Source organism: Microbispora oryzae (genome assembly GCF_017896165.1).
GTDB classification, from domain to species: domain Bacteria; phylum Actinomycetota; class Actinomycetes; order Streptosporangiales; family Streptosporangiaceae; genus Microbispora; species Microbispora oryzae.
On record NZ_JAFCNB010000017.1, the window covers coordinates 1 to 21,952 of the forward strand.

The following is a 21,952-nucleotide window of genomic DNA, read 5'->3' on the forward strand; positions in this document are numbered from 1 at the left end:
CGCCCACAGCATGACCGACCTACTCCGCTGGTCGTGGTGGCGGCGACGCCATCAAGCCCGCGCCCGAGTCAGCCATTACCGGCGGCAAGCTGTTTACGAGCCCTGATCAGGAACTACGGCTGGAGTACTAGGTCATCGCGCGCGTCGAGCCGTTGGATGGACGCGGACGCTCACCGGAAGCCCCGCCGCCCGTGTTCGTCTACCTGGCTCTGTCCTGCGAGCCGGTCGCGTGCCATAGCCCAGCCTTCAGATCCGTTACGAAGGCGCACCAAGAGGGCACCTTGGCGATGGGGCCATCGGGATCTATGCGCTCCAGGAGGAGCCGTCGGTTCTGCGGGAACCTCTGATTGAATTTCTGCAGCTTCCTACCGGTGAGGCCGGAAGCGAGCGCGAGCTTCTCTTTCAGCAGTGATTTGGGGTCGGGGATGGACTCGACCCTGGATACAGCGGGAAGGTCGATCTTGACTTTCCCGTTCGGGTTGCCGGCCACGACTCGAATTTCTGCTTCGTCGACGAGCAACCAGGCTTCTGTCATACGAACCGGGATGATGGCGGTGTGCGGTGTGCCTGGTGCGTTCCTGTCTACCGCGTCGAAGATCTCAGCGATACGCGCGTCCCGGCCGTCGCGATCGGCGTCTCGGTGGATAAGAAGGAGGTCATAGGAGCCGTCTATCTCAAGGACGGCCCGCAGTTTGGCCGCCACGCCGGGGCCTGGAGGTTTTGGAAGCCGGGCCAGGTCCGGATGCGTGACCGCTATATCCACGTGTGCCTCGACGGCGATCCTTTCGATCTGCCGAATGAGTCCGCTGTCGCTTGTTCCCTCTGCCAGGAAGAGCACACGCAGGGTCATGCGGTCTCCAGGCGTAGCTGCGCTCCCGGTGGCGTGGTGAGGTATGGGAGGATGTCCGCCCTGCTAACCGGCGTCGTGGGCCCTCGGCGGGCCCGCCATGTCTCTGCCAGCGGGCGGAGGCGCAGGGCGTGAGCCATGGTCCCGTCGGGCGACAGCGTCATCGCAGTATCGGCGAACAGCAGATCTTCCGGATCGACCAGCTGGACTATCGCCGGTGAATGAGTGTTGACGATCACCTGGCGAAGGGGGTTTTCGTCCCCCGGAGTATCCATGGGGTCGACGGCGAGATCTTCGACAAGGCTGACCATCGCGTCGAGGTTGCCGGGGTGAATTCCGTTCTCGGGTTCCTCCATGCAGATCAAGCCCGTCACGGAGGGGTCTTCGAGCAGTACGCACAGGGCGAGGAACCGCAGAGTCCCCTCCGACAGACTGCGCGCCGGCAAAGTCAGGCCGCTTGCCTCGTGAAGCCGTACCGACAGTTGTTCGCGAACGTCGTCCTGATCTACGGAAAGGCCCCGAACTCTCAGGCCACTCAGGTCGGCGAGCCTGTTGGCGACCCGCGTGTAGACCCGCTCGGGATCGAGATCACCGTCACGATGCGCGATTCGGAACAACGTGCCGGGGAGGTGTCGGCCCTTCGCGTCCATGGTTCTCGGGTCGACGTAACTGTCGGATGTCCTGAGCGCGGAGGGTTCCAGTGCCAGCCTGCGCCAGGACTGCATCTCACGCCGGGCCGCGAGAATTGTGGGCTCATCGTTACTGGTTACGGTGCTCACCGCTGTGGCCGGCGCCCTGAACGCGGCGGCCGGCTTCGGCTGACCACGGCCACCGCCATCCTGGTGTATGCGGATTATCTGCTGCCCGTCCTCGACGGAGGTGGAGATGAAGGCCGCACCACCGCGCCGTCCCCTCAATACCGCGGCGCGAAACTTGGTAGCACTGTGCGGAAAGCCCAGGCGTTTCGGCGCTTCGCCCAGACTGATGTGCCGTAGATTTTCCGCGAGCAAGGTCAGGCGGCCGATTTTCTCGATTCCCGTGGGGGGCGCGTAGCCAAGGACCAGTTCGTATCGCAGGTACGAGATCGTCGGCCGTGCCTCGCGACCGAAGTCGTCCTCGACCCGCAACGGAACGATCATTTCGGCGGCGAAGCGGATCCGGCGCTTATCGGAGTTGTATCCGTTCCAGAACAGGTCCCGTGGATCACCGAGGCGCTCACCATGGACTCCACGGACCTCCTGCGCGGCGTCCAGCAGGGATTTGTCCGCCAGCAGACTAAGGAATTGGATCGCGTCAAAGACGTTGGACTTGCCCGTGCCATTTTCGCCCGCGATACAGGTAAACGCCCCGAAATCAACCTCCAAGCCCATGAGGTTCTTGAAGCCGTCGACCTCCAGCCGCGTAAGCATGGTCCCTCCCTGCAGACAGCATCCCATATCCGGAGCCGCAATCCATCGTCCGCCGGTCTCCTTCAGGCCGTCGCTGATCGGGCTCTTGTTCTCGTCGTCTTGAGACATCGCAGCCCGGCTGGATTGATCGTTTGCAATCCGCATCGCGCCCGCTAGGGGACATGGCACGCGGCGGAGGCTTCTGGCGGCCGGCTGTCGGGGCGGCCCTTCTTGGCGGGGCCGTCCCTGGCAGGATGAGGGTCCATGACGGACAGCTTCCCTCGGTTGCAGGCACGGACCAGGCGTTTCACCCTCGGAGTGCCGCGCGGCTTCACCATCTCCCCCGACGGCGCCCGGGTGATCTTCCTCCGGGCCAGATCAGGGACGGATCCCGTCACCTGCCTCTGGGAGCTCGACGTGGCGACGGGCCGCGAGCGGCTGGTCGTCGACCCGATGGCGCTCGGCGCCGCCGACGAGGACCTGCCGCCGGAGGAGCGGGCCCGCCGCGAGCGGTCCAGGGAGTCCGCGGGCGGCGTGGTGTCCTACGCCACGGACAACGCGGTCCGGCGGGCCGTCTTCGCACTGTCCGGCGGGCTCTACCTGGCCGACCTGGCCTCCGGCGACGTCCGGGCGCTCGGGGCCGCGGGCCCGGCGATCGATCCCCGGCTCGCCCCCTCGGGCGAGACGGTGGCGTACGTGACGGGGGGCGCGCTGCACGTCCTCGACGTGGCGAGCGGCGCGGACCGCGTTCTCGCCGCCCCCGAGGACGAGCGGGTCACGTACGGCCTCGCCGAGTTCATCGCGGCGGAGGAGATGGAACGGATGCGCGGCTACTGGTGGTCTCCCTCGGGCGACCGCCTGCTGGCGGCCCGCGTCGACGAGTCTCCGGTGCCGCTGTGGCACATCGCCGATCCCGCCAACCCCGACCGGCCCGCGGTGCCGCAGCGCTACCCCGCCGCCGGCACGGCCAACGCCGTCGTCACGCTCTCGGTGTTCGGGCTCGACGGCTCGCGCGTGGCGGTGCCGTTCGAGCAGGAATATCTGGTGACGGCCTCGTGGGGCGCCCACGGGCCGATGATCGTCACGCTCTCGCGCGACCAGCGGACCATGCGCCTGCTCACGGTAGACCCGGAGTCGGGCGCGACCTCCCTCGTCCGCGAGGACAGCGACGCCGCCTGGGTCGACATCGTCACCGGCGTGCCGGCCCGCCTGTCCGACGGCACGCTCGTCTGGGCGGCCGACGCAGACGGGGGGCATCGCCTGGTCGTCGGCGCCGAGCCGGTGACGCCGCCGTCGTTGCAGGTCCGCGCCGTCCTCGACGTGGACGGCGACACCGTGCTGTTCCAGGCGTCGGGCGAGCCCGACGAGATTCACCTGTGGACCTACGCGGGAGGCGCCGTCACCCCTGTGACGACCGAGCCCGGCGTGCACGCGGGACGACGCACGGCGGGGCTGACCCTGATCACCCGCCAGAGCCTCGACACCGAGGGCACGTCGGTGACCGTGGTCCGCCCCGACGGCACGAGCGTGCCGATCGGCTCGCTGGCCGAACGCCCGGGCCTGGAGCCGCGGGTGTCCCTGCTGCGGGCCGGGGCGAGGGAGCTGCGGACCGCCCTGCTACTGCCGTCGTGGCACGTGCCCGGCTCGGCCCGGCTGCCCGTCCTGATGGACCCGTACGGCGGCCCGCACGCGCAGCGGGTGCTGTCGGCCCGGCGCGCCTTCCTGGAGCCGCAGTGGTGGGCCGAGCAGGGCTTCGCCGTGGTGGTGGCCGACGGCCGGGGCACGCCCGGACGGGGGCCGGCGTTCGAGCGGGAGATGTGGCACGACTTCACGCTCTCGCTGGAGGACCAGGTGGACGCCCTCCAGGCGGTGGCGGCGCTGCACCCGGACGACCTGGACCTCTCCCGGGTGGCCATCAGGGGCTGGTCGTTCGGCGGCTACCTGGCGGCGCTGGCGGTGCTGCGGCGGCCGGACGTGTTTCACGCGGCGGTCGCGGGCGCTCCGGTCACCGAGTGGCGGCTCTACGACACGTGCTACACGGAGCGCTACCTCGGCCACCCGGACGAGGGACACTACGAGGCGTCGTCGCTGCTCGCCGACGCGGCCAAGCTGGAGCGTCCGCTGCTGCTCGTGCACGGACTCGCGGACGACAACGTGGTGGCCGCCCACACGCTGCGGCTGTCGTCGGCGCTGCTCGCGGCCGGCCGGCCGCACACCGTGCTGCCGCTGTCGGGGGTCACGCACATGACCCCGCAGGAGGTCGTCGCGGAGAACCTGCTGCTGCTCCAGCTCCAGTTCCTCACGTCGGCTCTGGGCGCCGAGGGCTTCCGGCGCTGAACAGCCGGAAGCCACGGGCGTCCGGATGCGCCGGTCGTGGTGAAGAGGGGGTGGGCGTGGACCCGCCCACCCCCTCGCTCAGGTGGCGCCGCCGTGCCAGCTGCCCCACAGGGCCGCGTACGCACCTCCGGCGGCGACCAGTTCGTCGTGCGATCCCAGCTCGGTGACGCGGCCGTCCTCGACGACGGCGACGCGGTCGGCGTCGTGCGCGGTGTGCAGCCGGTGCGCGATCGCGATCACGGTACGGCCCGCCAGCACGGCGGCGAGCGACCGCTCCAGGTTCCGGGCGGCCCGGGGATCGATGAGCGAGGTCGCCTCGTCGAGGACCAGCGTGTGCGGGTCGGCCAGGACGAGCCGGGCGAGCGCGACCTGCTGCGCCTGGGCGGGCGAGAGGGTCGTCCCGCCTGAGCCGACGGCCGCGTCGAGCCCGCCGTCGAGGGCCGCGGCCCACTCCCACGCGTCGACGGCCTCCATGGCGTGGCGCACGTCGGCGTCGGAGGCGTCCGGCCGGGCGATGAGCAGGTTGTCCCGCAGGCTGCCGCGGAACACGTGGTGCTCCTGCGTGACGAGCGCGACATGACCGCGCAGCTCACCGAGGGGCAGCTCCACCAGCGGGACCCCGCCGACGGTGACCGCGCCGGACCGAGGGCCGTGCACCCCGGCCAGCAGCCGGCCGAGCGTCGACTTGCCCGCACCGGACGGCCCGACCATCGCGAGCCGCTCGCCGGGGCGCACGTCGAGGTCGATGCCGTGCAGCACGTCGTGGCCCTCCCGGTAGGCGTACCGCACGTGGGACGCGCGCAGCTCCTCCCCGTCCGGCCGCGCGCTGCCCGCCGCCCGGTCATCGGGCACCTGGGCCACGCCGAGCAGCCGGGCCAGCGACGCCCCGCCGACCTGGAGCTCGTCCACCCACGACAGCAGGCGGTCGAGCGGGTCGACGAGCTGCTGGATGTACAACGTGGCGGTGGTGACCTGCCAGATCTCCACCCAGCCCGCGGCGTGCATGAACCCGCCGGTCAGCAGGGTCGCCACGACGGGCATCACGTAGCCGAACTCGACGAGGGGAAACCAGACCATCCGCAGGCCCAGCGTGTACCGCTCCGCCGCGAACGACCGGGTGATGTCGGCGTCGGTCCGGTCACGGCGGCGGCGCTCAAGGCCCAGCGCCTCCACGGTGCGGGCGCCCTCGACCGTCTCGGCCAGCCCCTCGGTCAGCTCCGCGTACGCCGCGTTCTCCCGCAGGTAGCCGTCCCTGGCCCGGTTCAGATACCACCGGGTGGAGCCCCACAGCACGGGGACGGCCACCAGCGAGGGCACGGCCAGCAGCGGGCCGACGATGACGACCGCCACCAGGATGAACACTCCGGTGACGATCGCGATGAGCGTCTCCGGCACGGCCTGCCGCACGGTCCGCGAGAGCGCGTCGACGTCCCGGGAGGTCCGGGTGATCAGATCGCCCGACCCGGCCCGTTCGACGGTGGACAGCGGCAGGGCGAGGACCCGGTCGACGAAGTCCTCCCGCAGCTCGGCGAGCACCTTCTCGCCCAGCCGCGACGACGCGTAGACGGCGAACCTGACCAGCACGGCCTGCGCGACCACGAACCCCGCGATGGCGAGAGCGACCCCGCCGACGTCCACGTCGTGGGAACGGTGTGCCACGGCCTGCACGAGCCCGCCGAGCAGCCGCGGCGCCACCAGGCCCGACAGCGCGGCGAGCGCGTGCAGCAGCAGCGCGGCGGAGAGCTCGCGCGGATATCTCAGCGTCAGCCGCCGGGCGTAGGCGCGCACCTGGGCCCGGTCGGCGACCGGAAGGATCTGCCGGGACACGCTCAGCCCTCCCCTCGGGTGACGGTCGATCGGTATCCGGGCTCGGTGCGGAGCAGTTCCCGGTGGGTGCCCTCGGCCCTGACCCGGCCGTTCTCGACGTACAGCACCAGGTCGGCGCGGTCGAGAACGAGCGGGCTCGTCGTGCAGACGAGCGTCGCGCGCCCGGCGCGGGCCTTGACCAGCCGCTCGGCGACGCGTGCCTCGGTGTGCGCGTCGACGGCGCTGGTCGGCTCCACGAGGATCAGGACCTCGGGGTCGGCGGCCAGGGCGCGGGCCAGCCGCAGGCGCTGCCGCTGGCCGCCGGAGAACTCCCGGCCCGAGTCGGCCACCTGGGCGTCGAGTCCCTCGGGCAGCGCCTCGACGACGTCCTCCGCGCAGGCGGCGAACAGGGCCTGCCTCACCTCGCCGTCCGTCGCCGTTCCGCGTACGTCGAGCTCGTCGCGGAGCCGGCCGGTGAACAGGCGGGCCGTGTCGCCGGCGACCAGCACGCGGCGCCGCACCTCGGGCACCGGCAGGTCCGCCAGCGGCACGCCGCCGAGCGTCACCTCGCCCGGCGCGTATCGGCCGAGCCGGTCGGCGATGACGGCGGCCTCCTCCGGGACGGCGGCCGCGAGGGCGGTGAGGCGTCCCGGCTGGAGCGTGACCCCGGACTCCGCGTCACGCAGCGCCGCCTCCCCCTCGGAGGGCGCGGCCCGCCGTCCGTCGCCACCGGAGATCTCGGGCTCCAGCGACAGGATCCGGCAGACCCGGCGGGCGGCGACGTGACCCTTGGTGATCTTGTCGGCGGCCTCGGTCACCGTCCTGAGCGGGGCGACCAGGAACACGGCGTAACCGTAGAAGGCGACCAGCTGGCCGGGGCTGATCCGCCCGTCCAGCGCGTACCGCGCGCCCACCCAGACGACGGCGGCGGTGAGCAGGCCCGGCAGCAGGACCTGCGCGCCCTCCAGCGCCGACTCGACGGCGGCGACCCGCACCCCGGCCCGCCGCACGCCCTGCGACTCCTCGCGGTAGCGCTCCGCGAAGACCTCCTCGCCGCCGACGCCGCGCAGCACCCGCAGGCCCGACACGATGTCGGAGGCCCGGGTGGCCAGGTCGCCCTGCAGGTCGCGCTGCCGGTGCTGGCGCCGGTGCAGCGGGCGGAGCAGCGGGCCCACGGCCGCCACCATGAGCGGCACGCCGACGAGCACCATCAGCCCGAGCGACGGCGAGGTGGTGAGCAGGATCACGGTCACCGCGCCGATGGCGACCACCGCGCCGCTCCCGCGCAGCATGATCTCCATCGCGTTGCCGATGTGCGCGATGTCGGAGTTGCCGACGCTGACGACCTCGCCGGTCGACAGCCGTTTGGGCAGCGTCGCGCCCAGGCGGGTCGCCTGGCGCACCGTCACCTGCACCGTCCGGTAGGCCGCGGACAGCCAGAGCAGGACCGCCAGGCGGTGCCTGAGCACCCCGGCGGCGGCCTGCACCGCCCCGAGGCCCAGCACCACGGCCGTCCATCGGACGAGCAGGCCGGTGTCGAGGGCGGTGAACGCGTCGATCGCCTTGCCGATGGCGGCCGGGACGAGGGCCTGGCCCAGCCACCACACGCTCGCCAGCCCGATCCCGCCGAGCAACGGCGTCCTGTGCTCGCGTGCCATCCACCAGAGGTACCGGAAGGCGCCACGGGCGTCGGGTGTGCCGGGATCGGCGGCGGGAATGGAGTGCATGATTACTCCAGGCTCGCAAGATCGCAGCTCAGGGGGCAAACGGTTTTCGGCCGGGCGCCGGCCGCGCACGCGCGGCTCTCGGGGCCGGGCGCGACGGTTCCGCCGCCACGTGGGCCCCGTGATACTCAGGGGTGTAACTTCTCTGTAGATCCTCGGGACGAGGCGGAGATGACCACCAGACTTGCCGTACGGGTCGGCCGGGAGGCGACACACACCGTCGTGGTCCTGACGGGCGAACTCGACGTGATCTCGGCCGACGACCTGCGCGCCTCCCTCGCGAAGGTGCTGCAGGACGGACACACCGACGTGATCGTGGACGCGGGCGGCCTGACCTTCTGCGACTCCATGGGGCTGCGCCTGCTGCTGGAATATCTCGACCTGTTCACCGAGGCGGGCGGCTTCCTCCGGCTCGCCGGCGTCCACGGGGCGGTCCTGCGGATCCTCACCGTCACCGGTCTGCGCTCGGCCTTCCCGATCTACGACACGGTCGCCGACGCGGCCCGCGGCTGAACCGCGCTCCGGGGGCCGGGCTCCCCGGGCCTGACGTCAGCGGTCGCCGGCGGCCTCGAACAGTCCGTCGGCGTCGCCATCCCGTCCACCCGCGCCGCCCGCGGCGCCCGTGTCAGCCGGGCCGCCCGCGGCGGCGGGCCCGCGGACGCTCTCCAGCGCGGCCGCCACCGTCGGATGCCGCTCGAAGACGTTGCGCAGGCCGGTGATCGTGAGCACCCGGCGAAGCACTCCGTGCACGCCGGCCAGCAGGAACGGGACGTCGGACGCCTGGCCGCGCTGCATGGCCGTGATCAGCTCGCTGAGGCCGCGGGAGTCGCAGAACTCCACCCGGGCCGCGTCGACGACGATGACGGCCAGGCCCGGCGTCTCCCAGACCCGGCGCAGCTCCTCGCCCAGCAGATGGACGGTGCCCGCGTCGATCTCCCCGGCGAGGCGGACGACCACGGCGTCCCGGTCGGACGCGGACTCCACGGTCAACCTCGCTCGCGGCCCGGACACGTACATCTCCACTCCTCGCCTGCGGGTTCACGGCAGACGCGACGGCGTGCATCGACCATACCCAGGAGGAGGTTCTGTCATGTCCCCGTCGAGAGGAACGGTCGTCCTTAATCCGGACCGGTGTCGGGGAGACCGGATGTCAACGGGTGGCGCTTCTGAGGTAGTCGGCGTTCATCCGGGCGATGGCGTCCAGCGGGATGCCCTTGGGGCAGACCGCGGTGCACTCGCCGGTGTTGGTGCAGCCGCCGAAGCCCTCGGCGTCCATCTGCTCGACCATCGCCCTGGCCCGGGAGTCGCGCTCCGGCTGACCCTGGGGCAGCAGACCCAGGTGGGTGATCTTGGCGGCGGCGAACAGCGAGGCCGAGCCGTTCGGGCAGGCCGCGACGCACGCCCCGCAGCCGATGCAGGTGGCCGCGTCGAAGGCCGCGTCCGCGTCCTCCTTGGGCACGGGCACGGCGTGGGCGTCCGGAGCCGATCCGGCCGGCACGGAGACGAAGCCGCCGGCCTGGATGATCCGGTCGAACGCCGACCTGTCCACGACCAGGTCCTTCACCACCGGGAACGGCGCGGCCCGCCACGGCTCGATCGTGACCGTGGCGCCGTCCTCGAAGTGGCGCATGTGGAGCTGGCAGGTCGTGGTGGCGCGCTGCTCGCCGTGCGCGACGCCGTTGATGACCATGCCGCACATGCCGCAGATGCCCTCGCGGCAGTCGTGGTCGAAGGCGACCGGGTCGTCGCCCTCCAGGATGAGCCGCTCGTTGAGGACGTCGAGCATCTCCAGGAACGACATGTCCGGCGAGACGTCCTCGACCCGGTAGGTCACCATCCGCCCCTTGTCCGAGGGGCCGTTCTGCCGCCAGACCTTCAGGGTCAGGTTCACTTGTAGCTCCGCTGGCTCATCTTCACGTACTCGTACTCGAGTTCTTCCTTGTGCAGGACGGGGCCCCGCGGGCTCCACTCCCAGGCGGCGACGTAGGCGAAGTTGTCGTCGTCGCGCAGCGCCTCACCGTCCGCGTCCTGCGACTCGGCCCGGAAGTGACCGCCGCACGACTCGTCGCGGTGCAGGGCGTCGACGCACATCAGCTCGGCCAGCTCGAAGAAGTCGGCCACCCGGCCGGCCCGCTCCAGCGCCTGGTTGAGCCCGTCGGGGTCGCCGGGCACCTTCACGTTGTTCCAGAACTCCTCGCGCAGCTCGGGGATCCGCTCCAGCGCCTTGCGCAGCGACTCCTCGGTGCGCTCCATGCCGCACAGGTCCCACATCAGGCGGCCCAGCTCGCGGTGGAACGAGTCCGCGGTGCGGGTGCCGTTCACCGAGAGCAGCTTCTCGATCCTGCCGGTGACGGACGCGCGCGCCTCGGCCACGTCGGCGTCGTCCACCGGCCCGAACGAGCCGGCGCCCGCGAGGTAGTCGCCGATCGTGGTGGGCAGCACGAAGTAGCCGTCGGCGAGGCCCTGCATCAGCGCCGACGCGCCGAGCCGGTTGGCCCCGTGATCGGAGAAGTTGGCCTCTCCGATCACGAACAGACCCGGGATGGTCGACTGGAGGTCGTAGTCGACCCACAGCCCGCCCATCGTGTAGTGAACGGCGGGGTAGATGCGCATCGGCACGTCGTACGGGTTCTCGCCGGTGATGCGCTCGTACATCTCGAAGAGGTTGCCGTACTTCTTCTCGACGGCCTCCCGGCCCAGCCTGGCGATGGCGTCGGCGAAGTCGAGGTACACGCCGAGCCCGCCGGGGCCGACGCCGCGGCCCTCGTCGCAGACGTTCTTCGCGGCCCGGCTGGCGATGTCGCGCGGCACGAGGTTGCCGAACGCCGGATAGATGCGCTCCAGGTAGTAGTCGCGCTCGTCCTCGGGGATGTCACCGGGCGCGCGGTCGTCGCCCTTGCGCAGCGGCACCCAGACGCGGCCGTCGTTGCGCAGCGACTCCGACATCAGCGTCAGCTTCGACTGGTACTCGCCGCTGACCGGGATGCAGGTCGGGTGGATCTGGGTGAAGCACGGGTTACCGAAGTAGGCGCCCCGCTTGTGCGCCCGCCAGATCGCCGTGGTGTTGCAGCCCTTGGCGTTGGTGGACAGGAAGAAGACGTTGCCGTAGCCGCCGGTGGCGAGCACGACCGCGTCGGCGAGGTGGGTCTCGATCTCGCCGGTGACCATGTCGCGGACCACGACGCCGCGGGCCCGCCCGCCGCTGACGATCAGTTCGAGCATCTCGTGGCGGGTGTGCATCTCGACCGTCCCGGCCGCGATCTGCCGCTCCAGGGCCTGGTACGCCCCGAGGAGCAGCTGCTGGCCCGTCTGGCCCCGGGCGTAGAACGTGCGGGACACCTGGGCGCCGCCGAAGGACCGGGTGTCGAGCAGCCCGCCGTACTCACGGGCGAACGGCACGCCCTGGGCCACGGCCTGGTCGATGATGTTCACGCTGACCTGGGCGAGGCGGTAGACGTTCGACTCGCGGGCGCGGAAGTCGCCGCCCTTCACCGTGTCGTAGAAGAGGCGGTAGACGCTGTCGCCGTCGCCGCGGTAGTTCTTGGCCGCGTTGATCCCGCCCTGCGCCGCGATGGAGTGCGCCCGGCGCGGCGAGTCCTGGTAGCAGAACGACTTGACGTTGTAGCCCAGCTCGCCCAGGGTCGCGGCTGCGGAGCCCCCGGCGAGGCCGGTGCCGACGACGATGACCGTCAGCTTGCGCTTGTTGGCCGGGTTGACCAGCTTCGCCTGGAAGCGCCGGGTGTCCCAGCGCTCCTCGATCGGCCCATCGGGAGCCTTGGTGTCGCGGATGGGCTCACCAACGGTGTAACTCACTTGACCACTCCGATCATGATGGCGACGGGCGCGGCGACGAACCCGAGCACGAGCACCGCCGAGACCACGGCGGCGCCCGCCTTGAGCGCCCGGCGGCGGCGCGCCAGGCCGAGGGTCTGGAAGGCGCTCCACAGGCCGTGCCGCAGGTGAAGACCCACCATCACCAGTGCGACCAGGTAGAACAGGGTGATCCACCAGCGTGACGGCTGGAACCCGGCCACCATCCGGGCGTACGGCGTCGCGTCGCCGCCCTCGGGGTTCACCACCCCGAAGGTCATGTCGAGCAGGTGCCAGATCACGAACAGCACGATGATCACACCGCCGTACCGCATGGTGCGGGTGGCGTAGCCGGACGCCTGCGACCTGCGCCGGGCGGCGTACTTGACCGGCCGCGCCCTGACCGCGCGCCGCGCCAGGGAGATCGCCGACCACATGTGCAGCGCGACCGACACGACGAGCACGATCTCCGTGATCGTCAGCAGCGTCCGGCCCGGCACGGCGGGGGCGCCGACGGTGCGCAGCCACTCCGCGTAGTCGTTGAACTCCTCGGCCCCCAGGAAGATCTTCAGGTTGCCCAGCATGTGGCCGACGAGGAAGAGCACGAGAACGGCGCCGGTGACGGCCATGACGGCCTTCTTGCCGTTCGACGAGGCGAACAGGCCGCGCCGCGGGCGGCGTCCCGGCGTGGCGGCGGGACCGGGTGCGGGCCGCGCGGACCGGGTGGGCGCGGGCACCGGCGTGGTGGCCTGCCCACGACCGGCGGAGCCCTGGTCAACGGGGTGGTCAACAGTGGCTGTCACGTCTGCTCACGCTAGGTTCGTCCGATTCAGGCGTCCAAGTCATGGCGGATCTGGTTTCGATAGCCCCCGGCTATGCGCTCTGCCCGGCACGGCCGGCGCTCTCCGGCCGTGCCGCCCGGATGCGAGGAAACTCACAACACCCGGCCCCACGGGAACCGACCTTCGGCCCTGGCCGTACGGTTGGGAGACGTGCAGCTCCAGCAACTCGCGTACTTCGTGGCGGTGGCCGAGACCCGGCACTTCACGCAGGCCGCGGAGGCGGTGCGGGTCGCCCAGCCGTCGCTCAGCAAGCAGATCAGGGCGCTGGAGACGGAGCTCGGCGCGCCGCTGTTCAGCCGTGCCCGGGGCAACGTCACGCTGACCGCCGCGGGTGAGGCGCTGCTCCCGCTCGCCCGCCGGATCCTCGCCGACGCGGAGACCGCCCGCCGGGAGGTGGCGGAGCTGGCCGGGCTGCGACGCGGAAGAGTCCGCCTGGGCGCCACGCCGTCGCTGTGCGCGGGCCTGCTCGCCGACGTGCTGGCCCGCTACCACGGCGACTATCCCGGGGTGGAGCTGCGCGTCGAGGAGGGCGGCTCCCGCGACCTGGTCCGCGACCTCGCCCGCGGCCAGCTCGACCTGGCGCTCATCATCCTGCCGCTGCAGAGCAGCGATCCCGCCCTGGTGACCGAGGAGATCCTGCGGGAGAACCTGGTCGTCGCCTCGGTCTCCGACCGGGCACGCCGCTCCCACATGCGGATCGACGAGCTGCGCGGCCGCCCCATGGTGATGTTCCGCCGGGGCTACGACGTGCGCGAGGCGACGCTCGCCGCGTGCCGCCAGGCGGGGTTCGAGCCGCGCTTCGCGGTGGAGGGCGGCGAGATGGACGCCGTGCTGCGGTTCGTCGAGGCGGGGCTGGGGATCGCCGTGGTCCCGTCGATGGTGCTCGACAACAGGCCCCGGCTCATCGGGACGCCGCTGGTTCCCGGGCTCCGGCGGACCGTGGCGCTCGCCCATCGCAAGGACGTGGAGCCGACCAGGGCCGCCCAGGCGTTCCGGGCCACGCTGCTGACGTTCCTCACGGACGCCGCGCGCGACGGCACGCTCCCCGCAGGCATCGAGGCGCTCGCGACCTCCCGGATTCCGTCGGCGTAGCCCCTGGCGACGGTAAGTTTGTCCCGACCGTGACCCCCTTCCCCCGAGAGGCGTTCGTGACCCTCGCCTCACCCGGCCTGCCGGACCAGCTCGTGCTCCTGTTGATCGAGGACGACGCGGGAGACGCCTTCCTCGTCGAGGAACTGCTCGCAGGCGCCGAGAGGCCACCCAAGATCACTTGGGCCCGATCGCTCTCCGAGGCCCGCGAACGGCTGACGCCCGACGTCCGCTGCGTCCTGGTCGATCTGTCCCTCCCCGACGCCATGGGGCTGGAGGCGCTGGAACAGGTGCTGTCGATGGCGCCGGACACCGCCGTGCTCGTGCTCACCGGCCTGGACGACGCCCACGTCGGGATCGACGCCGTGGCGGCGGGCGCCCAGGACTTCCTGGTCAAGCAGGACGTGGACGCCCGGCTGCTGATCCGCGCGATCCGTTACGCGATCGAGCGCAAACGGGCCGACCTGGCCATGCGGGAGCTGCTCCAGGCGCGGATCCTGAGCAAGGAGAACTCCCGGCTCGAACGCGGTCTGCTCCCCGTCCCGCTGCTCGACGCCGCCGCGCTCGGCCACCAGGCCCGCTATCTGCCCGGCCGGACGGGCGGTCTGCTGGCGGGCGACTTCTGGGACACCGTCCAGACCCCCGACGGCGCGGTCCACGTCGTCATCGGCGACGTCTGCGGCCACGGGCCGGACGAGGCCGCCCTCGGCGCCGCCCTGCGCATCGCCTGGCGCACCCTGGTGCTGTCGGGGCGGACCGGCAACGCCATGCTCCGCACCCTCGACACGGTGCTCAGGCACGAGCGCAAGTCGCCCGAGATCTTCACCACGCTCTGCATCGCGACCATCGCGCCCGACCTCGCCGGCGCCCGGATGCACGTGGTGGGTCATCCCCCGCCGCTTCTGCTCCGGGACGGCGGCATCGACGTGGTCACCGACATGCCGTCCGGGCCCCCGCTCGGCATCTTCCCCGACGTCGAGTGGACGCCCCTCGACCTCGATCTGGGCGAGAGCTGGTCGCTGCTGCTCTACACCGACGGGCTGATCGAGGCGACCGTCGGCGACAGCCGCGACCTGCTCGGCACCGACGGGCTGCTCCAGCTCATCCGCGACCACGCCCGCATCGACCTCGACCGGATCATCTCCAGCCTGGGAGACGCCGTCCACGACGACGTGGCGGCGGTCCTCGTCTCCCGCGGCCCGGCCGGGCCGGACCCGGATCGCCCGGAGACCCGGCGGGACGCGGGATGACAGGGCTCGAACCGCTTCCCCCGCTGGCGGCGGACGCGGGGCGCGGGCGCCTGACCGTCGGCCGCTGGTTCCTGCTCGCCGGGACGGCCGTCGCGCTCGTCTTCACCGTCGCCGTGGCCGCGATCCTGATCGCGCTGGCCCGCACCAGCGACGCGCGGGACACCCTGGTGGACGTCATCGGCCCGGCCGCGCTCAACACCCTGCAGATCACCACCGCTCTGCAGGCGCAGGGCAGCGCCATCCGGGCGTACGGGCTCACCGGCGACGCGCAGTATCTCGGGGCGTACCGGGAGGGGATGGCCGACGAGGCGGCCGCGTTCCGCACCGTCCGGGCGCTGCTCCCCCGGCTGCCGCGAGCCGACCGGGTCCGGGCGAGCCTCGACCGCCTGTCGGCCGCCACCGCCGCCTGGCGTGACGGCTACACCGAGCGGGTGGCCTCGGCCGTGCCCACGGCGGGCAAGGCCACGATAACTCCGGAGCTCGCGGCGGCCAACGTGTCGCTCTTCACGCCCGTACGGGCCGAACTGGCCACCCAGCAGGCCCTGCTCGACGAGCTGCATGCCTACGGGAAGGCCCAGCTCCATGCCGGTTGGGACACCCTCTACCGGGCGGTCCTGCTGCTCATCGGCGCGCTGGTGATCGCGGTGGCGGGCTGCGCGATGATCGTCCGCCGGGCGATCGTCGGCCCGGTGGCCCGGCTCGCCGGGCAGGTGCGTTCGGTCGCCTCCGGCGACTTCGGCCACGAGATCGGCGTCGAGCGCCCGGCCGAGCTCTGGGAGCTGTCCGGCCACATCGACGGGATGCGCCGCCGGATCATGGCCGAGTGGGAGTCCGCCTCGCAGGCCCGCCAGCGGCTGGCCGAGCAGGCCGAGGAGCTCAGCCGGTCGAACGCCGAGCTGGAGCAGTTCGCCTACGTGGCCAGCCACGACCTGCAGGAGCCGCTGCGCAAGGTGGCGAGCTTCACCCAGATGCTTGAGCAGCGTTACGGCGACCGCCTCGACGACCGGGCCAAGCAGTACATCGCGTACGCCGTGGACGGCGCCCGGCGCATGCAGGCCCTCATCAACGATCTCCTCGACCTGTCGCGGGTCGGCCGGGTCGGCGGCGACCGCGTCCCGATGGACTCCGGTGAGGCGCTGACCGGGGCCCTGCGCGTCCTGGACACGCTTGTGGCGGAGACCGGCGCGGAGATCACCCACGACCCGCTGCCCAGGGTCGTGGGCAACGCCGGACTGCTGACGCAGGTGTTCCAGAACCTGATCGGCAACGCCCTGAAGTTCCGTTCGGAGGAACCGCCGCGCGTCCACATCGGCGCACGGCGCGACGGCGACATGTGGGAGTTCAGCTGCGCCGACAACGGGATCGGGGTGGATCCGAGATATGCCGAACGGATCTTTCTGATCTTCCAGCGGCTGCATCCGCGCGACGTCTATCCGGGGACCGGCATCGGCCTGTCGCTCTGCCGGAAGATCATCGATTACCATGGCGGCCGGATCTGGCTCGATGCGGACGCACGGCCAGGCTCGACGTTCCGCTGGACGCTGCCCCCCGCGGGAGATTCCGATGCATGAGTTCGGTCCGATCGACGTCCTTCTGGTGGAGGACGACCCCGCCGACGTGCTTCTCACGCAGGAGGCGTTCTCCCAGAACACCGCCAACATCCTGCGGGTCGTGAACGACGGCGAGGACGCGCTGGCCTACCTGCGCGCGCAGGGCAGGCACGAGGGGGTGGCCCGGCCCGATCTCGTGCTGCTCGACCTCAACCTGCCGCGGATGAACGGCTTCGAGGTGCTCGACGAGATCAAGCAGGACCCGGCGCTGCGGGTCATCCCGGTAGTGATCCTCACCACATCGGAGGCGGAGCAGGATATCCTGCAGGGATACAACCTGCACGCGAACGCGTACATCACCAAGCCCGTGGATTTCGACCGGTTCACTCATGTGGTGCGGCAGATCGATGAGTTCTTCGTCGGCGTGGTGAAACTGCCGGGGAAGTGACGGGAATCACAGTGGGTGGGCGTGACCCTCCTCACAGTTCGTGATGTGCTCGTCGTAATCTTTCCCCCACCAAATACGCGCGGCCAGAGGCGTTCGGCGCGAGCGTCCCGGCGTGCGCGGCGTCAGCGACGGTGGAAGGTCTCCGATGACCCAGACAACGGCCGAGAGCCCGGCCAGGAAACAACGCGCACAGTTGAGGGTGCGGACGCTCCGCACCGACCGATGGTGGCTCGCTCCGGCGCTGACATTCGCCGGACTCTTGGCATTCCTGATTTATGGATTTTGGGCGATCTTCGACAAGAGCTACTTCGCCGATCCGTACATCGCGCCGTTCGCGTCGCCCTGCCTGGCGACATCCTGCCCCGAGGGGGCGCGGTTCCTCGGGCTCGCGCCGTTCGGCGCCTGGTACGCGCTGCCGCCCGGCCTGCTGATCCTCGGCCTGCCCGGCGGGTTCCGGCTCACGTGCTACTACTACCGCAAGGCCTACTACCGGTCGTTCTGGCTGTCGCCGCCCGCGTGCTCCGTGGCCGAGCCGCACGGGAAGTACACCGGTGAGACGCGTCTGCCGCTCATCCTGCAGAACATCCACCGCTACTTCTTCTATCTGGCCATCGTCATCGGCCTGATCCTTTCGTACGACGCGGTGCTCGCGGTGGTGCACAACCCCGCGGGGCTGGGCAGCTGGATCCTCGTCGCGAACGCGGTCCTGATCCTCTGCTACACGTTCGGCTGCCACTCGTGCCGCCACATCACCGCCGGGCGCCTGAACCACTTCTCCAGGCATCCGCTGCGCTACAAGGCCTGGACGCTGGTCTCGAAGCTCAACGCCAGGCACCAGCAGTTCGCCTGGGCCTCGCTGTTCTCGGTCATGATCGCCGACCTTTACGTCCGGCTCGTCGCCAAGGGCGTCATCAACTTCCCGTTCGCTTAAGGATCTTCAAGTGGAGCGTCACGAATACGACGTCGTCGTCATCGGGGCCGGCGGAGCCGGTCTCCGCGCGGCGATCGAGGCGCGGCAGCAGGGCAAGCGGACGGCCATCGTCTGCAAGTCCCTCTTCGGCAAGGCCCACACGGTCATGGCCGAGGGCGGCGCCGCGGCCGCGATGGGCAACGTCAACCCCGACGACAACTGGATGGTGCACTTCCGTGACACCATGCGCGGGGGCAAGTTCCTCAACAACTGGCGGATGGCCGAGTTGCACGCCAAGGAGGCCCCGGACCGCGTCTGGGAGCTGGAGGCGTGGGGTGCGCTGTTCGACCGCACCAAGGACGGCAAGATCAGCCAGCGCAACTTCGGCGGGCACGAGTATCCCCGTCTCGCCCACGTCGGCGACCGGACCGGCCTGGAGCTGATCCGCACGCTGCAGCAGCGGGTGGTCGCGCTGCAGCAGGAGGACGAGAAGCTGCACGGCGACCCCGAGGCGTACATCAAGGTCTTCGCCGAGTGCACGGTCACCCGGCTGCTCAAGGACGGCGACGCGATCTCCGGGGCGTTCGCCTACTGGCGCGAGACGGGCGAGTTCATCGTCTTCGACGCGCCGGCCGTGGTGCTTGCGACCGGCGGCATCGGCAAGTCGTTCGTCGTCACCTCGAACTCCTGGGAGTACACGGGCGACGGCCACGCGCTTGCCCTGCTCGCGGGCGCCAAGCTGATCAACATGGAGTTCATCCAGTTCCACCCGACGGGCATGGTCTGGCCCCCGTCGGTGCGGGGCATCCTGGTGACCGAGTCGGTCCGCGGCGACGGCGGCGTGCTGCGCAACAGCGAGGGCCGCCGGTTCATGTTCGACTACATCCCGGACGTGTTCAAGGACAAGTACGCCACGACGGAGGAGGAGGGCGACCGCTGGTACAACGACCAGGCCAACAACCGCCGCCCGCCGGAGCTGCTGCCGCGTGACGAGGTCGCCCGGGCCATCAACGCCGAGGTGAAGGCGGGACGCGGGTCACCGCAGGGCGGCGTGTTCCTCGACGTGTCCTCCCGGCTGCCCGCCGCGGAGATCATCAGGCGGCTCCCGTCGATGCACCACCAGTTCAAGGAGCTGGCCGACGTCGACATCACCAAGGAGCCGATGCAGGTCGGGCCGACCTGCCACTACATCATGGGCGGCGTCGAGGTCGACGCCGACACCGGCTCGTCGTCGGTGCCCGGCCTGTTCGCGGCCGGTGAGGTCTCCGGCGGCATGCACGGCTCCAACCGCCTGGGCGGCAACTCGCTGTCCGACCTGCTGGTCTTCGGCCGGCGGGCGGGCGCGGGCGCGGCGGCGTACGTGGACGGCCTGGCGAAGCGCCCCGCGGTGACCGGCCTGGAGGAGGCCAGGGCCGAGGCCCTCGCGCCCCTGGAGCGGACCGGCGGCGAGAACCCGTACGAGGTCCACCACGAGCTGCAGCGCACGATGAACGACCTGGTCGGCATCATCCGCAAGGCGGAGGAGGTCTCCGAGGCGCTCCAGGTCATCGAGAAGCTCAAGGAGCGGGCCAAGAACACCGCGTCGGCCGGCAGCCGGATCTACAACCCGGGCTGGCACCTCGCCATCGACCTGCGCAACATGCTGCTGGTGAGCGAGTGCGTGGCGCGGGCCGCGCTGCTGCGCGAGGAGAGCCGCGGCGGCCACACCCGCGACGACCACCCGGGCATGTCCCCCGAGTGGCGGCGCAGGCTCCTGGTCTGCGCGGCCCAGGCGGACGGCTCCGCCGTCACCGTGGAGGAGCAGGTCCAGCCCGGCATGCGGGCCGACCTGATCAGCCTGTTCGAGCGGTCGGAGCTGGAGAAGTACCTCACCGAGGACGAGCTGGCGGACTACGACGCCGCGGTCAAGGAGTCGTGATGGGTTACAAGGCGAAGTTCCGCGTCTGGCGCGGCGAGGGCGGCGAGGGCCGCCTGGAGGACTTCACGGTCGAGGTGAACGAGGGCGAGGTCGTCCTCGACGTCATCCACCGACTGCAGGCCACCCAGGCTCCCGACCTCGCGGTCCGCTGGAACTGCAAGGCCGGCAAGTGCGGGTCGTGCTCGATGGAGATCAACGGCAGGCCGCGGCTCGGCTGCATGACCCGGATGTCGACGTTCGAGGAGAGCGAGACCATCACGGTCACGCCGATGCGGACCTTCCCGGTCATCAAGGACCTCGTCACCGACGTGTCGTTCAACTACAAGAAGGCACGCGAGATCCCCTCGTTCACGCCGCCGAGCGACGTCAAGCCGGGCGAGTACCGGATGCAGCAGATCGACGTCGAGCGGTCGCAGGAGTTCCGCAAGTGCATCGAGTGCTTCATGTGCCAGAACGTCTGTCACGTGATCCGCGATCACGAGGAGAACAAGCAGTCCTTCGCCGGGCCCCGCTTCCTCATGCGGATCGCCGAGCTCGACATGCACCCGTACGACGTGGCGGACCGCAAGGAGAGCGCGCAGGAGGAGCACGGCCTCGGCTACTGCAACATCACCAAGTGCTGCACCGAGGTCTGCCCCGAACACATCAAGATCACTGACAACGCGCTGATCCCGATGAAGGAGCGCGTCGTCGACCGGAAGTACGACCCGCTGGTCTGGCTCGGCTCCAAGATCTTCAAGCGGTCGAGCTGACCGTCGTCCGAGGGCGCCGGCCGGGACCTTCCGGCCGGCGCTTCTTCATGTCGGGATGATTGGCCCGGAACCGCCCCGGACAGCGCGTCCGGGGACGGGTCTCAGGACTGGCCGGTGGCCGGCGGGTCGCCGGGCAGCGGATAGGGAAGCGTGCGGTCGGACGCGGGCGGCTGGGGAGCCGCCGCCTCACTCCAGGCGCCGGGCTGCGGCTCGCCGACCGCGGGGCCCCACACGTCCGGCCCGGCGTCCCCGCCCTGGGGAGCGGCCTCCGCCGGAGGAACGCCCGGCATCTGGGCCTGAGGCATCTGAACGTGCATCTGGCTCGGGTCCATCATCGGGTAGCCGGGCTGGCCGTACGCCACCGGATATCCGTACGGAGCCGCGGGGTACCCGTACGGCTGGGGCGGGTAGCCCACGGCGTACGGCTGGACCGGCATGAGACCGACCATGTGCCCGTAGCCGGGCGCCGGGTAGCCGGCGGGAACCGCCTCAGGAGTCCCGGGAGCACCGGGGACGGCGCCCGGGGCCGCCGGGGCCGAACGCGGTCCGGCCCGCCCGACGGCGGCGGCGTGGGCCATGCGACGCAGCCGGCCTTCGAGGATGAACCAGGCCAGCAGCGCGATCCCGACGAACAGGGCGGCCGGGATCGCGAGCTTCTGGCTCAGCCCCGCCTTGTCGAACTCGGCGGCACTGCGGATCTCGATCGGCGCGGATCCGGGATCCGGCTCCTCGAACGACGGGGTCGGCGACGGCCCCGCCGGAGCCGGGGTCGGGTCGACGGGGGCCAGGGACACGCCGCCGTCCGCGTCCGGCGTCGTGCCGCCGGGCGAGAGGTCGACGTTCGGGACGGTCGCCTGGGTCGTCGGCAGCGTCTGCGTCGGCTGGTTGTTCGTGTTGTTCGCGCCGTTCGTGCCGCTCGTGTCCGCCGGAGGATTCTCGACGGCCTTCGACGGCGTCTTGGAGGCGGACGCGTGCGGCGAGGCGGTCCGGGACGGGGTCGGGGTGACCGTGACGGTCTTCGTCACCACGGGGTCGCTCGTCGGAGTGGGCGTCTGGGTGACCGTCACCGTGACCACGGGATCGCAGTCCTGCCCCAGCGCCGGATCACACGGATCGACGGGATCGGCGTTCGCGCCGATGATCGGGCTCACGACCACCAGGGCCAGCGTCGCTATCGCCACCGAGGCCGCCGCGGAGGACGCGGCTCGTAGATACGCCCGTCGCATCAACGCTGCCTCCACCGTACGCATGCCATCGAGGGTCAGACTAAAGTCTAGTAGT

The 21,952-nt window shown here is 71.0% G+C and carries 18 protein-coding genes; 9 read left to right on the forward strand and 9 right to left on the reverse strand.

The genetic code is table 11. From position 1 onward, the window contains the following. Nucleotides 1–199 precede the first annotated feature (199 nt). Both JOL79_RS25185 and JOL79_RS25190 read right to left on the reverse strand, forming a co-directional pair. Nucleotides 200–850 carry a hypothetical protein gene (locus tag JOL79_RS25185; RefSeq protein WP_210158367.1) on the reverse strand — a complete coding sequence of 217 codons (651 nt, stop codon included), beginning with the start codon at nucleotides 848–850 and terminating at the stop codon, nucleotides 200–202. After that, a complete protein-coding gene (locus JOL79_RS25190) occupies nucleotides 847–2,256 on the reverse strand; it encodes an AAA family ATPase (protein WP_210158368.1) in 1,410 nt (469 codons plus the stop codon). Before JOL79_RS25190 ends, JOL79_RS25185 begins: the two co-directional genes overlap by 4 nt. 243 nt (nucleotides 2,257–2,499) lie before the next feature. Between JOL79_RS25190 and JOL79_RS25195 the strand changes: the two genes are divergently transcribed. Next, the gene (locus JOL79_RS25195; protein WP_210158369.1) at nucleotides 2,500–4,572 is read left to right on the forward strand and encodes a prolyl oligopeptidase family serine peptidase; all 2,073 of its coding nucleotides are present in this window, start codon (nucleotides 2,500–2,502) and stop codon (nucleotides 4,570–4,572) included. A 78-nt stretch (nucleotides 4,573–4,650) separates the two neighbouring features. Here the strand turns inward: JOL79_RS25195 and JOL79_RS25200 are convergent, their stop codons facing one another. Together JOL79_RS25200 and JOL79_RS25205 are read right to left on the reverse strand one after the other, a co-directional pair. Beyond that, nucleotides 4,651–6,399 carry an ABC transporter ATP-binding protein gene (locus JOL79_RS25200; RefSeq protein ID WP_210158370.1) on the reverse strand — a complete coding sequence of 583 codons (1,749 nt, stop codon included), beginning with the start codon at nucleotides 6,397–6,399 and terminating at the stop codon, nucleotides 4,651–4,653. Between the two features lie 2 nt (nucleotides 6,400–6,401). Next, entirely contained in the window at nucleotides 6,402–8,105 is a 1,704-nt protein-coding gene (locus JOL79_RS25205; RefSeq protein WP_210158371.1) for an ABC transporter ATP-binding protein, read from the reverse strand. A gap of 168 nt (nucleotides 8,106–8,273) precedes the next feature. Between JOL79_RS25205 and JOL79_RS25210 the strand changes: the two genes are divergently transcribed. Then, nucleotides 8,274–8,615, forward strand: a complete 342-nt coding sequence (locus JOL79_RS25210) for an STAS domain-containing protein (protein ID WP_210158372.1) — start codon at nucleotides 8,274–8,276, stop codon at nucleotides 8,613–8,615. A 36-nt stretch (nucleotides 8,616–8,651) separates the two neighbouring features. On the opposite strand, the gene JOL79_RS25215 is transcribed toward JOL79_RS25210, so the two are convergent. The 4 genes from JOL79_RS25215 to JOL79_RS25230 form a co-directional block, all read right to left on the reverse strand. Beyond that, the gene (locus tag JOL79_RS25215; RefSeq protein ID WP_210158373.1) at nucleotides 8,652–9,119 is read right to left on the reverse strand and encodes an STAS domain-containing protein; all 468 of its coding nucleotides are present in this window, start codon (nucleotides 9,117–9,119) and stop codon (nucleotides 8,652–8,654) included. Between the two features lie 133 nt (nucleotides 9,120–9,252). Next, nucleotides 9,253–9,993: a succinate dehydrogenase/fumarate reductase iron-sulfur subunit gene (locus tag JOL79_RS25220; RefSeq protein ID WP_210158374.1), complete on the reverse strand. Its 741-nt coding sequence runs from the start codon at nucleotides 9,991–9,993 to the stop codon at nucleotides 9,253–9,255. Next, nucleotides 9,990–11,915 carry a fumarate reductase/succinate dehydrogenase flavoprotein subunit gene (locus tag JOL79_RS25225; RefSeq protein WP_210158375.1) on the reverse strand — a complete coding sequence of 642 codons (1,926 nt, stop codon included), beginning with the start codon at nucleotides 11,913–11,915 and terminating at the stop codon, nucleotides 9,990–9,992. The genes JOL79_RS25220 and JOL79_RS25225 overlap by 4 nt, the downstream gene beginning before the upstream one ends. Beyond that, nucleotides 11,912–12,715, reverse strand: coding sequence for a succinate dehydrogenase cytochrome b subunit (locus JOL79_RS25230; RefSeq protein WP_307848716.1), 804 nt, complete (start codon nucleotides 12,713–12,715; stop codon nucleotides 11,912–11,914). The genes JOL79_RS25225 and JOL79_RS25230 overlap by 4 nt, the downstream gene beginning before the upstream one ends. A gap of 189 nt (nucleotides 12,716–12,904) precedes the next feature. On the opposite strand from JOL79_RS25230, the gene JOL79_RS25235 reads away from it, so the two are divergent. From JOL79_RS25235 to JOL79_RS25265, 7 genes are all read left to right on the forward strand, one after another. Then, entirely contained in the window at nucleotides 12,905–13,846 is a 942-nt protein-coding gene (locus JOL79_RS25235; protein ID WP_210158376.1) for a LysR family transcriptional regulator, read from the forward strand. Between the two features lie 29 nt (nucleotides 13,847–13,875). Then, on the forward strand, nucleotides 13,876–15,093 hold the full coding sequence (locus JOL79_RS25240; RefSeq protein WP_307848717.1) for a PP2C family protein-serine/threonine phosphatase: 1,218 nt from the start codon (nucleotides 13,876–13,878) through the stop codon (nucleotides 15,091–15,093). Beyond that, nucleotides 15,090–16,664 (forward strand): sensor histidine kinase, encoded by a 1,575-nt coding sequence (locus JOL79_RS25245; RefSeq protein ID WP_210158377.1) that lies wholly within the window; start codon nucleotides 15,090–15,092, stop codon nucleotides 16,662–16,664. The genes JOL79_RS25240 and JOL79_RS25245 overlap by 4 nt, the downstream gene beginning before the upstream one ends. Next, the gene (locus JOL79_RS25250) at nucleotides 16,657–17,091 is read left to right on the forward strand and encodes a response regulator (RefSeq protein WP_210158378.1); all 435 of its coding nucleotides are present in this window, start codon (nucleotides 16,657–16,659) and stop codon (nucleotides 17,089–17,091) included. The genes JOL79_RS25245 and JOL79_RS25250 overlap by 8 nt, the downstream gene beginning before the upstream one ends. A 145-nt stretch (nucleotides 17,092–17,236) precedes the next feature. Then, nucleotides 17,237–18,022, forward strand: coding sequence for a succinate dehydrogenase subunit SdhC (gene sdhC, locus JOL79_RS25255; protein ID WP_210158379.1), 786 nt, complete (start codon nucleotides 17,237–17,239; stop codon nucleotides 18,020–18,022). Nucleotides 18,023–18,032: 10 nt separating this feature from the next. After that, nucleotides 18,033–19,919, forward strand: a complete 1,887-nt coding sequence (locus JOL79_RS25260) for a fumarate reductase/succinate dehydrogenase flavoprotein subunit (RefSeq protein ID WP_210158380.1) — start codon at nucleotides 18,033–18,035, stop codon at nucleotides 19,917–19,919. After that, nucleotides 19,919–20,671: a succinate dehydrogenase/fumarate reductase iron-sulfur subunit gene (locus tag JOL79_RS25265; RefSeq protein WP_210158381.1), complete on the forward strand. Its 753-nt coding sequence runs from the start codon at nucleotides 19,919–19,921 to the stop codon at nucleotides 20,669–20,671. The genes JOL79_RS25260 and JOL79_RS25265 overlap by 1 nt, the downstream gene beginning before the upstream one ends. 101 nt (nucleotides 20,672–20,772) lie before the next feature. On the opposite strand, the gene JOL79_RS25270 is transcribed toward JOL79_RS25265, so the two are convergent. Further along, entirely contained in the window at nucleotides 20,773–21,921 is a 1,149-nt protein-coding gene (locus JOL79_RS25270) for a chromosomal replication initiator protein DnaA (protein WP_210158382.1), read from the reverse strand. Nucleotides 21,922–21,952: the final 31 nt, after the last annotated feature.